The sequence below is a fragment of the Paenibacillus glycanilyticus genome, assembly GCF_023715145.1.
In the GTDB taxonomy this organism is placed as follows: Bacteria; Bacillota; Bacilli; order Paenibacillales; family Paenibacillaceae; genus Pristimantibacillus; species Pristimantibacillus glycanilyticus_A.
Map to the genome: position 1 here is coordinate 306,788 of NZ_JAMBNP010000006.1, position 20,150 is coordinate 326,937.

The following is a 20,150-nucleotide window of genomic DNA, read 5'->3' on the forward strand; positions in this document are numbered from 1 at the left end:
ACCTGCCAGCTATTATTGGAGTGCTTTATGATTAATTGCGCGATATAAGGCGTGGATCTTGTACTGCTGCGGGCTTTGACGAAGAAGCTCCTGATTCAGCATGCGGACCAGTACGGCCCGAAGCCGGTTAGGAGGGTGAAAGACAATCCCGTATTCATACTGGTTATCCCTCGCGTTGCGCCATACGACATGGCCACGGAGATTAATCGGCACGCCGGAAATATGCATCTGGAAATCCATTAAATAACCCTTATGCACGGGGAAACGCAATCCAGATAAAAAGCTTAGTCCCTGACGGCTGATGTTGAGGATCAGCACCGGACATGTCGAGCCCGTTAGCAAGAGGCCCTGCTCATCCAGCAGTCCTGCCCTCGCCGTTATTCCTTCATTTAAATGAATACGGATATTAGACCTTGGCATAAAAGGGTCGGTACCCATGTTTAAAGCAACTCCTTGCCTGTAGGAACTATGCAGCCATTACGCTTGTACGGGAGGAATAAAGACAGCCAATTGCGTCAACACTATAAAATAACGATACATTTTGTATCTTTCATTTCCTTCACTTTACGATACGATATGTAACATGTCAAGCATAAATCATAACATTATAGATATTTTGCGACGTTTTGTTGCAATAAATGAAATTTTTAAGTTTACGTATTAATATAGGTGTAGCGGAAGTCAGTCATTTTAGGAGGATATTAGATGAATATAGGGAACCGAATTGCTGGCTTGAGGGAAGAAAGAAAATGGACACAGGAGCAAACCTCAGCGAAGCTCGGCATATCCAGGGCTGCATTATCTCATTACGAGAAAAACCGCAGGGAGCCTGATACGGAGACGCTCGCAAAGTTTGCTGACCTGTATCAAGTATCGATAGATTATTTGGTAGGAAGAACGCAGAATACTCAGGCGGCGTTAAGCGAAGATATTCGTACCTTTGTCGATCATCTGGAGCTTTCTGACGAAGAGCTGCTGGAGAGATACAACTTAAGCGTGGATGGCCGTAAGCTTACCGCAGAAGAAACGAAACGGTTCATTGCCTTCGTTCGGGCAGAACGTATGATGAATTAGTGCTGCGACAATTGTTAGGGCTGGATAAGATCCGTTGGCCATTTTTCAGGCGGAATATCCAATTGAATTAATATTTCTCTAATATTTAGTTCAGTACGTTTGTCTTCCGTGCTTGTTACTTGCATCTCTGCTTCTCTCATCTTATCCGACTCCTAATCCTAATAAAGTAAAACAATAATGTTATTATACCTAACAATCTAGCTGGAATATGTCGGAAGTTGTGGTAGGTTTAGTTCTTTTTTTGTCGAAAATAGGAATAAATGCCCATCTTTTTAAGAAAAGCGAGTCGTTTTTTCTGGAAGCCTTTGTAAGATTCTTCAAACAAATGGTTAGATAAAGGTTAGGAGCACATAGAAGCTGCTCCTAACCTTTTTTTCATAGCTGGATGTCGACAGAAATTTGGATCTATATTAAAGTAGACAAACACGGGAATGGAATAATTAAACAATACTAGAAGGGTGACATGCGCACAAGATCCAACAGTCTCAACTGATGGAGATGAAGGTATTTATATGGCAATGGGGATTACCATCTCCCTTCAGCTCTCATTCCTTACTGCTTACATCCTATGCAAGTCCAAAACATAAAATAACCGTCTCCTCGGGAGACGGTTATTTTATGTTCGGACAGACAGAATGTTATCGCGTATCATACCGTGAGTTCATTTTCCGACTTCAGCCGGATCGCGTTCTGAAGCAACCGTTCAAGCAAAGCACCAAATACGGCGATGACAAACGAGGCGAACGCTATTGCTAATCCGATCACAATAATTCCCGGAGCATCTTCCTGTCTGGCCATAATGTACACGTATGGCATCATTGCCGCAAAAATAATGCCGATACTGAGACCGCAGTATTTGATCTTCTTTATAGCTTGAACGGACAGGTCAGAAAAAGCGATATTTTTATCAATGTAACCAAGCAATTTCATCGCCATGTATAGGGCAATGAAATACGGTATTACGGCAACAAAAAAGCCGATATCCGAAATATGCATTTTACCTGGAAACTGGTTAGGATTATCCCGAATCAAAGCAATCACCGCAAATACGCATACAGCTAGCGCTGGCAGCCCCATTAATATGACCGTTATCTTTAAAAACAAAGTTGATACACGCTTCATAACTACCACCTCATCCGTGTAGACTCAGTGCTATTATAAACCGCCATTTATCGTTTCACAATATATTTTAATCGTTTTATCGAGTGGAATCGGGCAAGGTATTTGCATTGCCCTCCGCTCTTCCCTGTTCCCTGCTTAACAGGCGAGCGGCATTTTGCGCTGCCTGCCTTTTTTAAATGGTGGGTGCGAAGGAATAGAGGGAAAGTATCTCCTGGATGAAAGCTTATGCTTTCGAAGTAGCTTTCTTGCAGAAAGCTTTTAAACGTTCGCCTTTGAAATCGTGGGATTACCTTAGCCTAATTGATTCAGAACCCCACGATTTCAACAGCGACTGGAAGGAGATGCTTTTCCGGCATTCCGAGCCACTCCCACCATACAAAAAAACAGGCTGGGCAACTGCCCAGCCTGTTTTTATCAACCACCTGTACGAGCCAGCTCTTTCATGCTTGCTTCAAAAGCAGCAAGAAGGGCTTTGTCGTCAGTCAATCCAGCATCTTCCGCTTTGCGGATATGCTCCATCATTTTTTTGTAATCCTTCGGAATAACCTTCACGAATTTCGTGAGCGATGCATCCCAATCGTTCAGAACTCGCGAGCCAGCTGCAGAGCCCGTGTATTCCACATGGCGCTCAATCAGGCCACGAAGCTCAGCAACATCTTCTTGCGTCTCAAGACGCTCAAGGAGAACCATCTCGATGTTACAGTTCTTATAGAAGTCACCGTGCTCATCATAGATGTAAGCAATACCGCCGGACATACCTGCCGCAAAGTTACGGCCTGTGCCGCCGAGAACAACCACTCGTCCGCCGGTCATATATTCACAGCCGTGATCGCCTACGCCCTCGACAACAACCTTCACGCCGGAGTTCCGAACCGCGAAGCGTTCGCCTGCGATACCATTGATGTAAACTTCGCCATCCGTAGCACCGTACAGCGCCGTGTTGCCGATAATAACGTTCTCTTCGGCTACGAATGTTGCTTTCGGAGACGGAGCAACGATGATTTTACCGCCCGACAAGCCTTTGCCTACATAGTCATTGGAATCGCCTTCGAGCGAGAGCGTAATGCCTCTCGGTACAAATGCGCCAAAGCTTTGACCGGCAGTTCCAACGAAATGGTAGGAGATTGTATCTTCAGGCAAGCCTTTCGCGCCGTAGCGACGGGTAACTTCGCTGCCGAGAATAGTGCCCACTACACGGTTCGTATTGCAGATCGGGAATGTGCCGCGAACACGTTCGCCGCTTTCCAGTGCCGCTGCTGCTCCCGGAACAAGCTCCTGCATGTCGAGCGACAGCTCGAGTCCATGGTTTTGCTCTTGTACGTTATGACGCGCCGCGTCTTGAGGTACATCCGGGGAGTGCAGCAGAAGGCTAAGATCGATGCCTTTTGCTTTATAATGATCAACCAGGTTTTTAGATTCAAGAATATCTACGCGGCCAACCATTTCTTGAATGGTACGGAACCCAAGCTCAGCCATAATTTCGCGAAGCTCCTGCGCAATGAAGTGAAGGTAGTTCACGACATGGCTTGGATCACCCATGAATTTCGCGCGAAGCTCAGGGTTTTGAGTTGCAACGCCAACCGGGCAAGTATCCAGCTGACATACGCGCATCATAACGCAGCCCAGTACGACAAGCGGCGCAGTCGAGAAGCCGTATTCTTCAGCACCCAGCAGGATAGCAATTGCAACGTCGCGGCCGTTCATCATTTTACCGTCGGTTTCGATAACGACACGGTCACGCAGGTTGTTCAGCATCAGCGTTTGATGCGTCTCGGCAAGACCAAGCTCCCATGGCAGACCCGCGTGGCGGATCGAGTTCATTGGAGATGCGCCGGTACCGCCGTCATAACCGCTGACCATGATCACGTCTGCACGCGCCTTGGCAACGCCGGCAGCAATTGTGCCAACGCCAACCTCGGATACAAGCTTCACGTTGATGCGAGCGCGAGGGTTCGCGTTCTTCAGATCGTGAATCAGCTCGGCAAGGTCCTCGATCGAATAAATATCATGATGCGGAGGCGGCGAGATCAAGCCTACACCCGGTGTGGAACCGCGAACTTCGGCAACCCAAGGATAAACCTTGCGTCCCGGAAGCTGACCGCCTTCGCCCGGTTTCGCGCCTTGCGCCATCTTGATTTGAATTTCGTCCGCATTCACCAGGTAGTTGCTCGTTACGCCGAAGCGGCCCGATGCTACCTGTTTGATTGCGCTGCGGCGGGAATCGCCGTTCGCGTCAGGGATAAAGCGCGCAGGGTCTTCGCCGCCCTCGCCTGTATTGGACTTGCCGCCAATACGGTTCATGGCAATCGCAAGACTTTCATGCGCTTCTTTACTGATCGAACCAAACGACATTGCGCCTGTTTTGAAACGTTTGAAGATGGATTCAACCGGCTCTACTTCCTCGATCGGCACCGATTTCCGTCCATCCTTGAACTGGAGCAGCGAACGAAGCATCATGTGCTTCTTGTCTTCGCCTTGTACCATGTTCGAGAACTTCTTGTATAGCTTATAGTCGTTCTTACGGGATGCCATTTGCAGCGTATGAATCGTTTGCGGGCTGAACAAATGGTCTTCGCCGTCTTTACGCCATTGATAGTCGCCGCCGGAGTCGAGTTCTTTCTCCCCGCCCTCTTGGTCAGCGTATGCTTTGTTATGACATTTCAGCGCTTCTTGGGCGATGATATCAAGACCGATACCGCCGATACGCGATGGCGTCCACGTGAAGTATTCGTTGATCAGCTCTTCCTGCAGACCAAGCGCTTCGAAGATTTGCGCGCCGCGGTACGACTGAATCGTCGAGATACCCATCTTGGACAATACTTTTGTTACGCCCTTCGTAGCGGCTTTAATATAGTTCTTAACAGCCTTCTCATGCTTGATGTTGCTCAGCATGCCTTGGCGGATCATATCGTCAAGCGTCTCGAACGCAAGATACGGGTTAACCGCATTGACGCCGTAACCGAGCAGCAAAGCGTAGTGATGCACTTCGCGCGGGTCGCCGGATTCAAGCAGAATCGCAACCTTGGTTCTTGTGCCTTGACGGATCAAGTGATGATGCAAAGCGGATACGGCAAGCAGCGAAGGAATCGCGGCGTTGTCTTTATCCAGACCGCGGTCAGACAAAATAAGAATATTATGGCCTTTTTCAATAACGCGGTCTGCCGCTTCGCGCATAAGCTTAAGCGCGGAACGGAGTCCTTCTTCGCCTTGGGCAGCCGGGAAGAAGATCGGAAGCGTAATCGACTTGAAGCCTGGACGGCGTACATGGCGAAGCTTCGCGAATTCCTCGTTCGACAGGATTGGCGTATCCAGCTTGATATGGCGCGCGCTTTCCGGTTCAGGCTTGAGCAGGTTGCGCTCAGGTCCAATCGTTGTGCCAACTGCTGTAACGATTTCCTCGCGAATTGCGTCAATCGGCGGGTTCGTTACTTGCGCGAAGAGCTGCTTGAAGTAGTTGAACAGGCGCTGAGGGCGCTCGGACAATACGGCAAGCGGCGCATCGTAACCCATGGAAGCGATTGGCTCTTGGCCGCTGCTTGCCATTGGCTCAAGCACTTTGCGTACATCCTCGAAGGTGTAGCCAAATGCTTGCTGGCGTTGTTGCACCGTAGCATGATCCAATTCTGGAAGCTCAGGCGCGTCCGGCAATGCCTCGAGGTCTACAAGATGCTCGTCGAGCCATTCGCGGTAAGGCTGTTCAGCCGCGATTTGCGCTTTCACTTCCTCGTCGGAGATGATGCGGCCTTCTTTCGTATCTACAACGAGCATACGGCCCGGACGGAGACGGTCTTTGTACAAAATCTCTTCGGGAGCGATTTCGACGGTGCCGGCTTCAGAACCGAGAATGATATGATCGTCTTTCGTTACATAATAACGGGCTGGACGCAGACCGTTACGGTCCAGGTAAGCGCAGATTTGCGTACCGTTCGTAATCGCCATTGCGGCAGGTCCGTCCCACGGCTCCATCAGGGTGCTGTGGTATTCGTAGAATGCTTTTTTCTTGTCGTCCATGCTTTCATGGTTCGACCATGGCTCCGGGACCATCATCATTGCAACATGCGGCAAGGAACGGCCGGACAGATGCAGGAATTCAAGTGCGTTGTCGAACATCGCCGTATCCGAACCATCCGGGCTGATTACCGGCTTTACTTTCTCCATGTCGCTGCCGAACAGCTCGGTCTCGAACAACGTCTGACGGGCATGCATCCAGTTGATGTTGCCGCGCAGCGTATTGATCTCGCCGTTGTGGATCAGGTAGTGGAACGGATGCGCACGTTCCCAGCTCGGGAAGGTGTTCGTGCTGAAACGGGAGTGAACAAGCGCCATGGCCGACACGACAGACTCGTCGTTCAGCTCCAGGTAGAACGAGCGTACTTGCTCCGTTGTCAACATCCCTTTATAGACGATCTTCTTGCTCGAAAGGCTTGTGAAATAGAACATTTCTCCGCCTTCTTTGCCTCCGAAGCGGATCGCAATCTCAGCACGCTTGCGGATAACGTACAGCTTGCGCTCAAAGGACAATTCATCCTTAAGTCCTGGGTTCTTAGCGATAAATACTTGGCGAACGAACGGCTTCACCGACAAAGCGGATTGACCGAGCTTCGAATCATCCGTCGGAACGGTACGCCAGCCGATCAGCGTTTGCCCTTCTTCACGGATGATATTTTCCAGCTCACGCTCAAACGAGCTGCGGATCGCTTCATCATGCGGCATAAACAACAGTCCGACTGCATATTCTCCTTCTTGCGGAAGGTCAATCTCAAGCTTTTTCAGTTCACGTGCGAAGAAATCATGCGGGATTTGTAGCAGAATGCCTGCGCCGTCCCCCGTATTTGGTTCGCTGCCTTGACCACCGCGATGCTCCATGTTCTCGAGCAATGTCAGCGCCTGACGAATGACAGTATGCGATTTTCTTCCCTTGATGTTTGCCACAAATCCCATGCCGCATGCGTCTTTTTCATAGCGCGGATCATATAGACCTTGTTTCGGCGGTAATCCAAAAATTTTCTCTTTCATCGTGTGCAACCTTTCTATCAGAAGATTTTTGGGCAAGCATAGCTCAATAACGGTATATCGAACGGCAGCAATCGAGGCGCATCGGCCTGTTGCTTGCTGTTCTTGCGAGCTTAAACGTGATGGCTTATAGCATATTTTCGCGGACACAAACTTTTCCGAAGCTTTTAGTGGAAATCGTTCGTATCTGGTGGAAAATAATTAGCTACATGAAGCTTTCGTTTAAGATTGACCATGTTCCGGGCCGTGTTCCGCCATTGCGGTTATTATATTATTTTAACATCAGGCCAAAAGGGAATCAATTTAATATTTTTATGAATGTGATAAAACTTTACTTTACAGCACATTGTTCGTGTTCTTATACTATGCATAACATTTTATCAAAAGGAGGATGAACAATTGTATAGCAAATCAAGGAAACTTCAATTCTTTATGGCAATAATGGCCCTCATTATTCTGGCCGGAACGGCCTATGGAGGATCGCGGGCAGCGGCAGCATCCGGGGAGCCTGATCCCTATCAGATCGTCGCTCTTGGCGACTCCCTTACCGCCGGTTATGAGCATGGTTATACCGAAAAATCCGTTCCTTACGGTTATGTCGAGCATGTGTACGAGCAGGCGTTGTTCCACGGCCTTCGCGCGGAATATGTCAATTACGGCATTCTCGGACTCAAGTCCGAAGGCTTGAAGCTGCTTCTCCAGGCTGCCTCCGATGGCCGTGCGGTTAAGCCCGACGATATTCAAAAAGAGCTCCAGGATCCGCGCAAGGACAATCTTGTCGGACAGACCGCGCAAATGGCTAAATCCATACGTTCCGCGGATCTCATCGTTCTAACGATCGGAGGAAATGACCTTACTCCCGTTATGAACATGCTGTTAGCCGGCGCGTCAAACGAAGAAATCACCACTTATATCCAAACGATATTGGATCAGTACGAAAAAGATCTCGAATCTTCAATCCGAACGATTGCCGGCCTGAATTCGAAAGCTCATATCGTAATAGCGGATCAATACTCGCCAATTCCTCTCCCCGTCCTGCAAGACGGCGTAACCAAACTGCGCGTCAAGCTGGATCAAGTAAGCGCCCGGCTCGCGAAGGACGGCATCAAGCTCCAGGTTACGGACGTAAGCAGCCTGTTTGTCGGCCATGAGCTAGAGTACACCTCTATAGCAGAAAAGGACATACATCCGAATCATCTCGGTTATGCGGCAATGGGACGCGCCTTCGCAACGACCGTTTGGGGCGATTACCGGACCGTCCGCCCTCGTCAGGCAAACGTCCAGATGTCGGTTGTCGTAAACGGCAAGGAATTGCCTGCCGGATCAGCACCGCCCGTCCTTCGCAGCAACCGAAGCTTCGTAGCGATGAGAGATATAACCGACGCCATAGGCGCAAAGCTGAGCTGGAACAATGCTTCCCAAAGCGCAACCGTCACTCACGGCAGCCACAAAGTCATTTTCGCCATTGGCTCTGCTTATGTAACGATCGACGGCAAGAAGGTCAAGCTGACAACGCCGCCTGCGTTCCTGTTGAAAACAGGCAAGGAAACGAAGACCTACCTCCCTCTCGCCGCCTTGTCTGAAGCGCTTGGCCTTCAAGTCAATTACCGCAGCACCTTGCAAACTGCCTTCATTAATGAATAAACCGACGCAGTCCGCAAGGCTGCATATATAACCACTATAGTAGAAGAAATTATTCTAGTTACTTATATTCCTTCCGCAGCTCCTTCAACAGCTCCAGCCCGCGCGCGGACCAGCGCATAAGACGGTCCAGCGCGGCGATCTGGGCTGCAACAGCCTCCTGCAGCGAGGCATTGTAGTCCGGCACTTCCCCTTCAAAGGGCTTCAAATCGCGAAGCGGCACATTCGTTTTCTCCGTGTAGCTTAGCGCTCTGCGCTCGTGGAACATCGCAACATCCGGATTATAGGGATGATGAAGATCTCCCTGCTCGGGATGCTTCAATACTGCCAGCACCTTAAAGACGGCGCGCGGCCCGTTCACTTCAACAATTTCACCGATATATTGTCCTGATCTTACATCGGCTTTAGCCAATGCGCCCGGAACGATAAAATCACGATTTAATTCTTGCATATGTAGTCCTCCTAAAAAGAATTGTGAAGCAATTCTTGCTTCGTAAGCATTAGCTTAAAGAATTGTGAAGCAATTCTTGCTTCGTAAGCATTAGCTTAAAGAATTGTGAAGCAATTCTTGCTTCGTAAGCATTAGCTTAAAAAATGCGAAGCAATTTTTACTTCGAAAGCATTAGCTTAAAGAATTGCGAAGCAATTCTTGCTTCGTAAGCATTAGCTTAAAGAATTGCGAAGCAATTCTTGCTTCGTAAGCATTAGCTTAAAATGCGTTCGGAAGCTTCGCCTTTAATTTACATACCTGTTTTGCACATTCGTATGCACGCTACTTATTTCCAATGTGCTATAATACCGCTTAGTACATGGAACGACATCTAAGCATGATCAGCAATTCACACTATCATATAAGAATATTTTCTTGTAAAGCAACCCGTGATTTCCCGCTTGCGGCGAAGGTAGCCCGAACTAGGACTATCGCACCTGCAACTTCAATAGCAGGATGACTTGTTTTAAATCGAGCAGAGTCGTAATATGGAACTAGAAAAGTAGGTGACATTATGCGTAAGAAAAGAGTGCTCCTGCTCTCCGAAGGATTCGGATCAGGGCACACGCAAGCCGCGCATGCCTTGGCAGCAGGCCTGCGCCAGCTCAACCCGGATATACAGACCCGCGTGATGGAGCTGGGCAATTTTCTTAATCCTGTGTTAGGACCTTTAATTATTTCCGCCTATCGCAAAACGGTCAGCAAGCAGCCCAAGATGGTTGGCCTGATGTACCGCAGCAATTATAAAAAATCGCTTAATCGATTCATGCAGCTTGCGCTTCACCGGATGTTTTATACCCATACTTCGCAGGTGATTGCCCAGCTTAAGCCGGATCTCGTTATTTGCACGCATCCTGTTCCAAACGCGGTTGTCAGCAGGCTGAAGCGGCTCGGGCTGAACATCAGGCTCTGTACCGTCATCACCGATTATGACGCGCATGGTTCATGGGTGAACCAGGAAGTGAACAAATTTCTTGTATCCTCTCCCCTCGTCAAGGACAAGCTCATCAACCACGGCGTGCCGGAGAACCGGATCAATGTGACAGGCATTCCCGTCCATCCCCACTTCTGGAAGAGCTACGACAAGGACGAGGTCAGACGGCAGTTCGGACTGAAGGCGCTGCCTACCGTCCTTATTATGGGCGGCGGCTGGGGACTTATGTACGAAGACAGCCTGCTGGAATATATGACGGAATGGCGCGAGCGTGTTCAGTTTATTTTTTGCGTAGGAAACAATGATAAGGTAAAAGAAAAGATGCTGGCTAACCCCAGGTTCCGGCATGAGAACATACGGGTTATCGGATTTACCAAGGAAGTCAGCAAGCTGATGGACGTCGCTGACGTTCTTGTGACCAAGCCGGGAGGCATGACCTGTACGGAGGGCATGAGCAAAGGCATTCCCATGCTGTTCTACGAGCCCATTCCCGGACAGGAAGAGCAGAACTGCGAATACTTCATCCGAAACGGCTTCGGCGAGATGCTCGAGACGACCGAAACGGTCGACAGATGGATGGCCACAATCCAGCAGACAGAAGCATCCACCCGCTACCGCGAGGCTCTGATTAACAAACGAAATGAAGAATATAACCCTCTAACTTGTCCGAAAGCCGTCTTGCAGCTGTTGCAATGACGGCTTTTTGCTTGAACAAATCCTGAATTCATTCGAATAGTACAAGTCTTATCCGGTTATTGTTATAATGGATGCGTATGTCGCAGTCGAATAGCAAAGGGAGCGGATAAGGATGAAGGAACGAAGCATGGAAGGTAAAACAATTATTCTGCGTCTCGAAATTGATACCCAGCAGGCGCATTTCGGCAAAGCCGTCACCGCCATTGAAGGGGCCGGCGGAGATATCGTGGCGATTGACGTCATCCAGACCGACAAGCAGGTCAGCGTACGCGACTTGACGGTCAAAATAACCGAAGCAGGAGCTGCGGAACGGCTGCAAACCGTCCTTCAAAGCGTTCCGGGCATACGCCTTCGCCATGTGTCCGACCGCACCTTTCTACTGCATCTGGGCGGAAAAATAACGATCCAGCCCAAAACCCCCATACAAAACCGGGACGATCTGTCCCGCGTATATACACCTGATGTCGCCAGGGTTTGCCAGGCTATAGAAGCTGACCCGAAGAAGGCATTCACCTTAACCATCAAACGCAATACCGTTGCCGTAGTATCGGACGGCAGCGCGGTGCTTGGACTCGGCAATATCGGTCCCTATGCGGCCATGCCCGTTATGGAGGGCAAAGCGATGCTGTTCAAGCAATTTGCCGATGTCGATGCTTTCCCCATTTGTCTGGATACCCAGGATACCGAGCAAATCATCGCGTCGATCAAGCATCTGGCCCCCGCCTTCGGCGGCATTAACCTGGAGGATATATCGGCGCCACGCTGCTTCGAAATCGAGCGCAGGCTCCGCGATGAGCTGGATATACCCGTATTCCACGATGACCAGCACGGTACAGCCGTTGTATTGTACGCCGGTCTTCTGAATGCCCTTAAGCTGACGAAACGCAAGATCGAGGATACAAGGTTTGTCGTATGCGGAATCGGCGCTGCCGGTACGGCATGCACGAAGATGCTGCTGGCAGGCGGTGCCAAGCATATCATCGGCGTTGACCGCGAGGGCATTCTGACAGCCGATCGTACCTATAGTCACCCGATGTGGCAATGGTATGCAGAAAATACCAATGAAGCCCGAATAAGCGGAGGGCTAAAAGAAGCGCTGGCAAATGCCGATGTATTTATTGGGGTATCTGCCGGCGGCATTTTGACCAGAGAGCATATCCTGTCGATGGCTCCCGATCCGATCGTGTTTGCCATGGCGAATCCCGAGCCTGAAATCCGGCCCGAGCTTGCCGAGGACATCGTTGCCGTAATGGCCACGGGAAGGAGCGATTATGCGAATCAGATCAACAACGTGCTCTGCTTCCCCGGCATCTTCCGAGGAGCGCTGGACAGCCGTGCGGTAACGATTAACGAGCCCATGAAGCTGGCCGCCGCAGAAGCGATCGCATCCGTAATCAGCGAGGACGAGTTAAGCAGAATCTATATTATACCAAGCGTATTTAATACAAGAGTCGTTGAAGAAGTCCGCCGGAGAGTCATTCAAGCGGCGCAGGACAGCGGCGCAGCCCGCAGAAGACCACGGGAATAAAAAAACAATTTGTCTTGATCTCGAATGGGAGATTAAGACAAATTGTTGTGTGGGCCTGTCTATCTATACTATAATAACTAGGTTAATAGTTTAATAGTATAGGACCGCGGGAAGGATGTATTACGAATGGCTAGCGCTTCACCACCACTGCAGAAGAGGGACAATATTCCCGAACTGCTACTCGTACGGGCAATGGCTATAATCGGCGTCCTGTCCGTTCACTCAACATCTTTTGCTACCGTTGACATGGTAAATTCGAATTACTTTTTTGTTTATAATTTTTTCAATATTTTCATGAAAATAGGCACAACTTCCTTTATCTTCCTAAGCAGCTTTGTCCTCTTCTACAATTATTACACCCGGCCCTTGGACAAGCAGCTGCTAGGAAGCTTTTATAAGAAACGGCTGCTGTACATTATTATCCCTTATCTTCTCTTCTCTTTGTTTTACTTTACGATTCTGCATTTTATTTATTACCCGGACCGCACTTTATCAACGGAAATCGATAATTTCATCGAAAAAGTATTAACCGGCAAGGCGTATACGCATCTGTATTTCGTGTATATCAACATTCAATTCTACCTTATGTTCCCGTTGTTCCTGTGGCTGATGAAGAAATATCCGCGCACGGTCAAATGGGCGATTCCTGCAGGCCTTGCTCTGCAGTGGGGCTTCTTCATGCTTAATAAATACGGACTGGAGACACCTGTTCCTAACCGCGGCAGCTGGTCTTTCTCGTATTTCTCGTATTATTTGCTGGGCGCTGCTCTAGGAATCTATTATCCGAGAATAAAAGAATGGATCATTATCGCAAGAAAACATGCAACTGCTGGACGCCTTGTCACCTGGATCGTCTTATGGGCCTGCTGGATCGCAGCCGGTCTGACGCATGTCTACCTGTATTATGAGACAAGGCTCCACAAGGCTTCGTTCAATACTACATTGTTCGATCTGGTGTGGAATATTCATGGGGTACTGACGGCACTTGTTTTGATGCAGATAGCATTTATTATTTCCAAGAAACTGCCGAAGGCCTTAATCAAGCAAATGGCAAGGCTCGGCGCATTATCGTTTGGCATCTACCTGATTCATCCGGTTTTCCTGCTCTTCTACCGGAAATACCCGCTTGATACGGGAACGGCTTGGCTGCTTCATCTCTGGTACCTTGGCGGTTTTGTGCTCGCCCTTATCGGCTCCTGGATTGTTGTTGGCTTCTTCGCCCGCTATGTTCCGTTTAACTGGATCGCCTTCGGCAATCTGCCGAAACCAAAAAAGATTTCACAGCCTGTTCTTCCGGAAAGACAGCTGGACGCGTAATTCATCCGTAGGAGGAATAAGTTGTGAGAATGAAAGTGATTGCCGCACTCCTCGTCATCGCCCTCGCGATCACTTGGCCGGTGTCCCAGTACCAGCTGAAGGCTGCTGCAAACAACCCTGCACATTATAAAAACAAGGTTATCGTCCTTATGTATCATCATATCGATGTGAAGGAAAGCGGGGCAACAATCTCCCCCAGCCGCTTCGGCACCCACATGAAGCTTCTGAAGGAGAACGGCTACAACGTCATCAGTTCCGAGCAGTTCGCGGACTTCATGCAGAACAAAGCAACTGTGCCGGATAATGCCGTTGTGATTACCTTCGACGACGGCTATGAAAGCTTTGACCAATATGCGGTTCCGATTTTGAAAAAATACAATTTTACCGCTACTCATTTCATTATCGGAGCGAGCAGCGACAAGCAAAACGTACACACGAAGCACTTAACTTGGGATACGATGCGCAAGCTTAAAGAAGAAGGCTTCAGCTTCTACAGCCATACGTACAATCAGCATGACTATGTTCCGCTCGATAAAAAAGGGCATAAAAAAGGACCGCTGCTGACCAATCAGGTCTACCTGAAGGATAAAGGCCGGGTAGAAACCAAGAAGGAATATATGGCTCGCGTTGAAGCCGATGCCCAGCTGATGGAGAAACGTCTGAAGGAAGAGCTTAATAATTCCTGTCAGATGATTGCTTTCCCGTTCGGCGCCTTTAACTCTACCGCCAAGAAGCTCCAGAAAGAGGCAGGCGTCACCTTATTCTTCACAACACAGCCGGGTATCAACAAACCTGGATCCGATGAAGTATTCCGTCTGAATGCAGGCACACCGGCACTCTCGGCTAACAAATTCCTTGATATGATGAAGAAATACGGATAACAATCCCATCAGCCCTTGGTCTTTCCAAATGGAAAGACCAAGGGCATTTTTTTATTCCAACATAAAACATTATTTCGTTCGAATATTTAAGAATTGCTTAAGTTTTTAAGATTAATATAAGTTGTCCGCTTAAACTTTAGTAGACTATAATGGCTAAGTCGACAGAACACGCCTGAGAAAGGATGAATGAATAACCCATGACAACGGCTTCGCCAACAATTCAGAAAAGACAAAACATTCCTGAGCTGTCACTCGTGCGGGCGATGGCCATCATCGGTGTCCTGTCCGTACATTCCACTTCGTTTGCCACGGTTGATATGGTGAATTCGAATTACTTTTTTCTTTATAACTTCTTCAATATTTTCATGAAGATCGGTACAACAACCTTTATCTTTCTGAGCAGCTTTGTCCTCTTCTACAACTATTACTCCCGCCCTTTGGACAAGCAGCTTCTCGGAAGCTTTTATAAAAAACGGCTGCTGTATATCATTATCCCGTATCTGGTCTTCTCTTTGTTTTATTTTGCGATTCTGCATTTTACTTATTATCAGGACCGGTCTTTATCAACGGAAATACATAATTTCATTGATAAAGTATTAACCGGCAAGGCCTATACGCACCTGTATTTTGTCTTTATCAACATTCAGTTTTATCTCATGCTTCCCTTGTTCCTATGGGTGATGAAGAAATATCCGCGCACCGTTAAATGGGCCATTCCGGCCGGTATTGCGATCCAATGGGCTTTCTTCCTGATTAATAAGCATGTGCTGCCGGCACCCGGTGTCCCTAACCGCGGCAGCTGGTCACTCTCGTACTTCTCCTATTATTTATTAGGCGCTGCTCTAGGGATCTATTATCCGAGAATCAAGGAATGGATCATTATCGCAAGAAAACACGCTACCGCAGCCCGCGTATTCACCTGGATTATCTTATGGACGCTGTGGGTCGCAGCAGGCTTGACGCATGTGTACCTGTATTATGAGACCAGACTTCACAAGAAATCGTTCAATACGACATTGTTTGATTTGGTGTGGAATATTCATGGCCTGCTAACGGCGCTAGTTCTCATACAATTGGCATTTATCCTGTCCAAAAGCCTGCCCAAGGTTCTAACCGCGCTTATCGCAAGACTTGGTGCTTTATCGTTTGGGATATACTTGATACATCCGTTCTTCCTGCTCATCTACCGGCGATACCCGCTTGATACAGGAACGGCATGGCTGCTCCATCTATGGTACCTTGGCGGTTTTGTGCTCGCCCTTACTCTCTCCTGGATCGTTGTGGGCTTCTTCGCCCGTTATGTGCCGTTGAATTGGATCGTCTTTGGCAATTTGCCTAAATCTAAAAAAAGGCCTTCACAGCCTGCTCTTCCGGATAGACAATTGGACGCGTAAAATCAAAAACCCTTAGCCATTTGTTGGCTAAGGGTTTTATTATTGCTGGGGAGCAGCCGCAGCGTTTGCTTCAAGAGGCTCCACATGCACGTGAACGCTCATAATATTGTGCTTGCCTTCCATCCGCTGCTCGATCTCGTCGCTGATCCTGTGGCTTTCAATAAGCGACAGGCCGGGATCAACCTGCACGATGACATCAATCAGAACGTTGCTGCCGTGCACGCGCGCCTTAATGTCTTTAATCGACTTGACCCCCTTGGTCCGCTCGATGGTGGACCGCAGCGTCATCAGCTCGTTCGCGTCAAAACCATCCGTAAGCGCGTGCGTCGAGCTGTAGAAGATGTCCCATGCCGTCTTGCAGATAATGCCGCCAACGGCAAGTGCCGCAACCGGATCCAGCCATGGCATGCCAAACTGCGAGCCTATTATCCCGATCGCTGCCCCTATACTAACCAGCGCATCGGATAAATTATCTTTTGCCGCGGCATGCAAAGCCTGATTGTTGATCTTATTCGCAAGCTTCCGGTTATAGTAATAGACGGCGCCCATGCAAACGGCGGCAAACAAAGCGACCCAGGCTGAATTCAGCGAAGGTACGGTCTGTTCGCCCGAGAATAAAGAGCGAACCGTATTAATAATAACTTGAATGCCTACTGTAGCCATAATAAACGAGGCAATCAAAGCTGCAATCGTCTCCGCGCGGAAATGTCCGTAGGGATGATCCTTATCGGGTGGCTTCTGCGAGATGCGCAGGCCAATCAGTACAGCTACCGACGCAATAATATCGGTCAAGTTATTAAAGCCGTCCGCTACGAGCGCTCCGGAGGCGAACCAATAGCCGGCACCAAGCTTGATGGCCGACAGCCCGATATACGCGCCAATGCTGACCAAGGCCCCCTTCTCGCCCTGCTTGATCTCTTCATACTGATCCATTTCTATCCCCTAACCTCATTTCATCTCATTAATCCATGAATACAATATGAAATGATCATACCCGAACAAATTGATGTGGGTCTAGAGAAACAGTGTTTACCATATGCGTGCTTTTATGCATGCCTGCAACTTCCTTCCACGCAAAACAAAAAGACTTGGCGAACGATCGCCAAGTCTTTAGTGTAACAGCCAAAGCTGCTAATTATACGGCTTATACGGCGTACATACGCTCGCGAAGGGCTTTAATCTCTTCGCTCTCGAGGTACTCGTCATAGGACATCATTCTATCAATTAAACCATTAGGCGTAATCTCCATGATGCGGTTAGCAATGGTTTGCACGAACTGATGGTCATGCGAAGTAAACAGAACCGTGCAGTCCGTGTCGGTCAGACCATTGTTCAATGCCGTAATGGACTCGAGGTCCAAGTGGTTCGTAGGCTCATCAAGAACAAGCACGTTTGCGCCGCTCAGCATGATTTTGGAAAGCATGCAGCGTACTTTCTCGCCGCCGGACAGAACCGTTGCTTTCTTCATCGCATCGTCGCCGGAGAACAACATACGACCGAGGAAGCCGCGGATAAACGTTTCGTCCGGATCCTTCGAGTATTGACGAAGCCATTCCACGAGATTAAGCTCAACGCCGTCGAAGTAAGGCGCGTTGTCTTTCGGGAAATAGCCTTGCGTTGTTGTAACGCCCCATTGGTACGTACCGGAATCAGCTTCCAGCTCGCCCATCAGCAGTTGGAACAGAACCGTCTTCGGAAGGCCGTTAGGACCAACGAAAGCGATTTTGTCGCCTTTATTTACGGCAATCGTCAGGTTATCAATCACTTTCTCGCCGTCGATCGTCTTCGTCAGACCTTCAACAAGCAGAAGGGATTTGCCCGCTTCGCGCTCGCCCTTGAAATTGATGAAAGGATATTTACGGTTCGAAGGACGAATGTCGTCGAGCGTAATTTTATCCAGCAATTTTTTACGGGAAGTCGCTTGCTTGGATTTCGATTTATTCGCGCTGAAGCGTTGAATAAACGCTTGAAGTTCCTTGATCTTGTCTTCTTTCTTCTTGTTCTCGCCGCGTTGAAGCGCGAGAGCCAGCTGGCTGGATTCGTACCAGAAGTCATAGTTGCCCACGTACATCTGGATTTTGCCAAAGTCGATATCCGCGATATGCGTACATACCGTGTTCAGGAAGTGACGGTCATGGCTGACTACCACAACAGTGCCTTCATAGCCCGACAGGAAGTCTTCCAGCCAACGGATAGATTCGATGTCCAAATGGTTGGTAGGCTCATCGAGAAGCAGGATGTTTGGTTCGCCAAACAACGCTTGCGCCAGCAAGACGCGGACTTTCTCGTTGCCGCCCAGCTCAGACATTTTCTTGTCATGCAGATCAGGCGTGATGCCCAGACCATTCAGCATTTCTGCTGCCTGCGATTCCGCTTCCCAGCCGTTCATGTCGGCGAATTCGGCTTCGAGCTCGCCTGCGCGCATGCCGTCTTCATCGGTGAAGTCGGCTTTTGCATACAGCGCATCCTTCTCCTTCATCACGTCATACAGCTTTTTGTGACCCATAATAACCGTTTCGAGCACAGCGAACTCATCGTATTCGAAATGGTTCTGTTTCAATACCGCAAGGCGTTCGCCCGGCGTAATGTGAACTTCACCGCTGGACTGTTCAACCTCGCCGGACAAAATTTTCAGAAACGTTGATTTACCGGCGCCGTTCGCGCCAATGAGGCCATAGCAGTTGCCAGGCGTAAATTTAATGTTTACATCTTCGAATAGTGGCTTCTTCCCGAAGCGAAGCGTTATGCCGCTTGTACTAATCATTTTATTTAATCCCGTCCTTCTTTTCCAAACTCAATTTATCTCGAACCATTATACCACAGTCTGAACGTCCAATTACACCCGATGGGAAAAGATAAACAAAAAAGACTGCCATCAGGCAGCCCTTTCAGAATCCTCTATTAATCCCAGATCAGCTTCACTTCATTGCCGGTACGGGACGACTCGTAGATTGCATCGAGAATGCGGCTGTTGGTATAGCCCGAAAGCGCGGAGGAAATCGGCTCTTTGCCCTCGTTGATGCACTCGATGAAATGCTTGCTCAGCAGCACGCGATCTTCTTCGCCCTCAAGCGGATCGATGTTGGTCTCAACAACCTGGTCGCCTTCGTGAGTCACGAATTTGCCGTCATTGCCGATCAGCGCTGCGCCGCCTTCCTTGCCCATCAGATGAACAAACGGATCTTGGCTCATGCCCGCCGCATGCGCGGCCCAGCTCACTTCAAGCGATAGCGTTGCGCCGTTGTCCAGCTTAATAAGCGCAGTTGCAAGGTCTTCCACGTCATAATAGCCTTCCCAGTTAGGCGTTCCCCAGGTGCCAATACCGCGGCGTTCCGGACCAAACTCGGCATAAGTGGAGCCGTATACGGACACCGGCTTTGGATTGCCCATCAGGTAAAGGGCCAGGTCAAGCATGTGAACGCCGATATCGATCAGCGGCCCGCCGCCTGCCATATCTTTGCGGGTAAACCAGGAGCCCCAGCCAGGAATTCCTTTTTTGCGGAACCAACCGGCCTTCACATTGTAAATGCGGCCCAAATCGCCGTTCTCGACACAGGCCTTGATAGCGCGGTTAATCCCGGTCCAGCGCATTTGCTGCGCCATCATGAGCACTTTGCGCGAAGACTTCTGCGCTTCGTAGATGGTACGAGCCGCCTCCGCGTCAATGGCCATCGGTTTCTCGAGCAGAACATGCTTGCCCTGCTTCAACGCTTCTATTGCTAACGGAGCATGGAACTGGTTCGGCACGCCAATAACTACCGCATCAATCTCCGGGTCCTCAAGCAGAGCCTGCGGGTTCTGATGCACGGTCTTCACGCCAAACTCCTCTGCTCTTTGCGCGGCAAGCGGCACATAAGCATCGGTAATTGCAGCGACGTATACCGAATCTGCTCCTACCTTCGCGAATGTTTCCAAATGGATTTTACCAATAGCCCCGGCACCGATAATGCCAAGACGGATAGGCTGACTCATATTCTCTAGTTCCTCCTGAAATGGCCCTGTTCATGCCATTGTGATGTTTCATGCTACGAAGCATAGGATAATGATGTTTCTGTCACAT

Annotated in this window: 15 protein-coding genes; 7 read left to right on the plus strand and 8 right to left on the minus strand. The window is 49.2% G+C overall.

Translation table 11 applies throughout. The features are described from left to right. Window positions 1-12: 12 nt before the first annotated feature. Window positions 13-438 (minus strand): PilZ domain-containing protein, encoded by a 426-nt coding sequence (locus M3194_RS18870; RefSeq protein ID WP_251655619.1) that lies wholly within the window; start codon window positions 436-438, stop codon window positions 13-15. A 267-nt stretch (window positions 439-705) separates the two neighbouring features. Here M3194_RS18870 and M3194_RS18875 point away from each other — a divergent pair, with 267 nt between their 5' ends. Beyond that, on the plus strand, window positions 706-1,074 hold the full coding sequence (locus M3194_RS18875) for a helix-turn-helix domain-containing protein (RefSeq protein WP_251655620.1): 369 nt from the start codon (window positions 706-708) through the stop codon (window positions 1,072-1,074). A gap of 14 nt (window positions 1,075-1,088) precedes the next feature. On the opposite strand, the gene M3194_RS31305 is transcribed toward M3194_RS18875, so the two are convergent. From M3194_RS31305 to gltB, 3 genes are all read right to left on the minus strand, one after another. Then, window positions 1,089-1,214 (minus strand): hypothetical protein, encoded by a 126-nt coding sequence (locus M3194_RS31305; RefSeq protein ID WP_285889365.1) that lies wholly within the window; start codon window positions 1,212-1,214, stop codon window positions 1,089-1,091. Between the two features lie 508 nt (window positions 1,215-1,722). Further along, window positions 1,723-2,196: a DUF2975 domain-containing protein gene (locus M3194_RS18880; protein ID WP_251655621.1), complete on the minus strand. Its 474-nt coding sequence runs from the start codon at window positions 2,194-2,196 to the stop codon at window positions 1,723-1,725. 414 nt (window positions 2,197-2,610) lie between these two features. Next, window positions 2,611-7,212, minus strand: a complete 4,602-nt coding sequence (gene gltB / locus M3194_RS18885; protein WP_251655622.1) for a glutamate synthase large subunit — start codon at window positions 7,210-7,212, stop codon at window positions 2,611-2,613. A gap of 429 nt (window positions 7,213-7,641) precedes the next feature. Between gltB and M3194_RS18890 the strand changes: the two genes are divergently transcribed. Continuing rightward, window positions 7,642-8,853, plus strand: coding sequence for a stalk domain-containing protein (locus tag M3194_RS18890; protein WP_251655623.1), 1,212 nt, complete (start codon window positions 7,642-7,644; stop codon window positions 8,851-8,853). A gap of 58 nt (window positions 8,854-8,911) precedes the next feature. Here the strand turns inward: M3194_RS18890 and M3194_RS18895 are convergent, their stop codons facing one another. Beyond that, window positions 8,912-9,301 (minus strand): kinase-associated lipoprotein B, encoded by a 390-nt coding sequence (locus M3194_RS18895; protein WP_251655624.1) that lies wholly within the window; start codon window positions 9,299-9,301, stop codon window positions 8,912-8,914. A gap of 553 nt (window positions 9,302-9,854) precedes the next feature. Between M3194_RS18895 and M3194_RS18900 the strand changes: the two genes are divergently transcribed. From M3194_RS18900 to M3194_RS18920, 5 genes are all read left to right on the plus strand, one after another. After that, entirely contained in the window at window positions 9,855-10,970 is a 1,116-nt protein-coding gene (locus M3194_RS18900) for an MGDG synthase family glycosyltransferase (RefSeq protein WP_251655625.1), read from the plus strand. Between the two features lie 112 nt (window positions 10,971-11,082). Continuing rightward, window positions 11,083-12,498, plus strand: coding sequence for an NAD-dependent malic enzyme (locus M3194_RS18905; protein ID WP_251655626.1), 1,416 nt, complete (start codon window positions 11,083-11,085; stop codon window positions 12,496-12,498). 126 nt (window positions 12,499-12,624) lie between these two features. Further along, window positions 12,625-13,815 (plus strand): acyltransferase, encoded by a 1,191-nt coding sequence (locus tag M3194_RS18910; protein ID WP_251655627.1) that lies wholly within the window; start codon window positions 12,625-12,627, stop codon window positions 13,813-13,815. A 29-nt stretch (window positions 13,816-13,844) separates the two neighbouring features. Next, window positions 13,845-14,696 (plus strand): polysaccharide deacetylase family protein, encoded by an 852-nt coding sequence (locus M3194_RS18915; RefSeq protein ID WP_251655714.1) that lies wholly within the window; start codon window positions 13,845-13,847, stop codon window positions 14,694-14,696. A gap of 197 nt (window positions 14,697-14,893) precedes the next feature. Continuing rightward, on the plus strand, window positions 14,894-16,090 hold the full coding sequence (locus tag M3194_RS18920; protein ID WP_251655628.1) for an acyltransferase: 1,197 nt from the start codon (window positions 14,894-14,896) through the stop codon (window positions 16,088-16,090). A gap of 39 nt (window positions 16,091-16,129) precedes the next feature. Here the strand turns inward: M3194_RS18920 and M3194_RS18925 are convergent, their stop codons facing one another. The 3 genes from M3194_RS18925 to M3194_RS18935 all read right to left on the minus strand — a co-directional run bounded on the left by M3194_RS18925 (window position 16,130) and on the right by M3194_RS18935 (window position 20,062). Continuing rightward, a complete protein-coding gene (locus M3194_RS18925; protein WP_251655629.1) occupies window positions 16,130-17,023 on the minus strand; it encodes a cation diffusion facilitator family transporter in 894 nt (297 codons plus the stop codon). A 211-nt stretch (window positions 17,024-17,234) separates the two neighbouring features. Then, window positions 17,235-18,854: an ABC-F family ATP-binding cassette domain-containing protein gene (locus tag M3194_RS18930; RefSeq protein ID WP_251655630.1), complete on the minus strand. Its 1,620-nt coding sequence runs from the start codon at window positions 18,852-18,854 to the stop codon at window positions 17,235-17,237. 137 nt (window positions 18,855-18,991) lie between these two features. Then, complete coding sequence (locus M3194_RS18935) at window positions 18,992-20,062, minus strand: Gfo/Idh/MocA family protein (protein WP_251655631.1); 1,071 nt, start codon at window positions 20,060-20,062, stop codon at window positions 18,992-18,994. Window positions 20,063-20,150: the final 88 nt, after the last annotated feature.

Excerpts from the sequence above, each read along its gene's own strand:
- M3194_RS18875 (WP_251655620.1), top strand. The coding sequence starts at position 706 with ATGAATATAGGGAACCGAATTGCTGGCTTGAGGGAAGAAAGAAAATGG.
- M3194_RS18900 (WP_251655625.1), top strand. The coding sequence starts at position 9,855 with ATGCGTAAGAAAAGAGTGCTCCTGCTCTCCGAAGGATTCGGATCAGGG.
- M3194_RS18915 (WP_251655714.1), top strand. The coding sequence starts at position 13,845 with ATGAAAGTGATTGCCGCACTCCTCGTCATCGCCCTCGCGATCACTTGG.
- M3194_RS18905 (WP_251655626.1), top strand. The coding sequence starts at position 11,083 with ATGAAGGAACGAAGCATGGAAGGTAAAACAATTATTCTGCGTCTCGAA.
- M3194_RS18880 (WP_251655621.1), bottom strand. The coding sequence starts at position 2,196 with ATGAAGCGTGTATCAACTTTGTTTTTAAAGATAACGGTCATATTAATG.
- M3194_RS18890 (WP_251655623.1), top strand. The coding sequence starts at position 7,642 with ATGGCAATAATGGCCCTCATTATTCTGGCCGGAACGGCCTATGGAGGA.
- M3194_RS31305 (WP_285889365.1), bottom strand. The coding sequence starts at position 1,214 with ATGAGAGAAGCAGAGATGCAAGTAACAAGCACGGAAGACAAACGTACT.
- M3194_RS18870 (WP_251655619.1), bottom strand. The coding sequence starts at position 438 with ATGGGTACCGACCCTTTTATGCCAAGGTCTAATATCCGTATTCATTTA.
- M3194_RS18920 (WP_251655628.1), top strand. The coding sequence starts at position 14,894 with ATGACAACGGCTTCGCCAACAATTCAGAAAAGACAAAACATTCCTGAG.
- M3194_RS18935 (WP_251655631.1), bottom strand. The coding sequence starts at position 20,062 with ATGAGTCAGCCTATCCGTCTTGGCATTATCGGTGCCGGGGCTATTGGT.
- M3194_RS18925 (WP_251655629.1), bottom strand. The coding sequence starts at position 17,023 with ATGGATCAGTATGAAGAGATCAAGCAGGGCGAGAAGGGGGCCTTGGTC.
- M3194_RS18910 (WP_251655627.1), top strand. The coding sequence starts at position 12,625 with ATGGCTAGCGCTTCACCACCACTGCAGAAGAGGGACAATATTCCCGAA.
- M3194_RS18895 (WP_251655624.1), bottom strand. The coding sequence starts at position 9,301 with ATGCAAGAATTAAATCGTGATTTTATCGTTCCGGGCGCATTGGCTAAA.
- gltB (WP_251655622.1), bottom strand. The coding sequence starts at position 7,212 with ATGAAAGAGAAAATTTTTGGATTACCGCCGAAACAAGGTCTATATGAT.
- M3194_RS18930 (WP_251655630.1), bottom strand. The coding sequence starts at position 18,854 with ATGATTAGTACAAGCGGCATAACGCTTCGCTTCGGGAAGAAGCCACTA.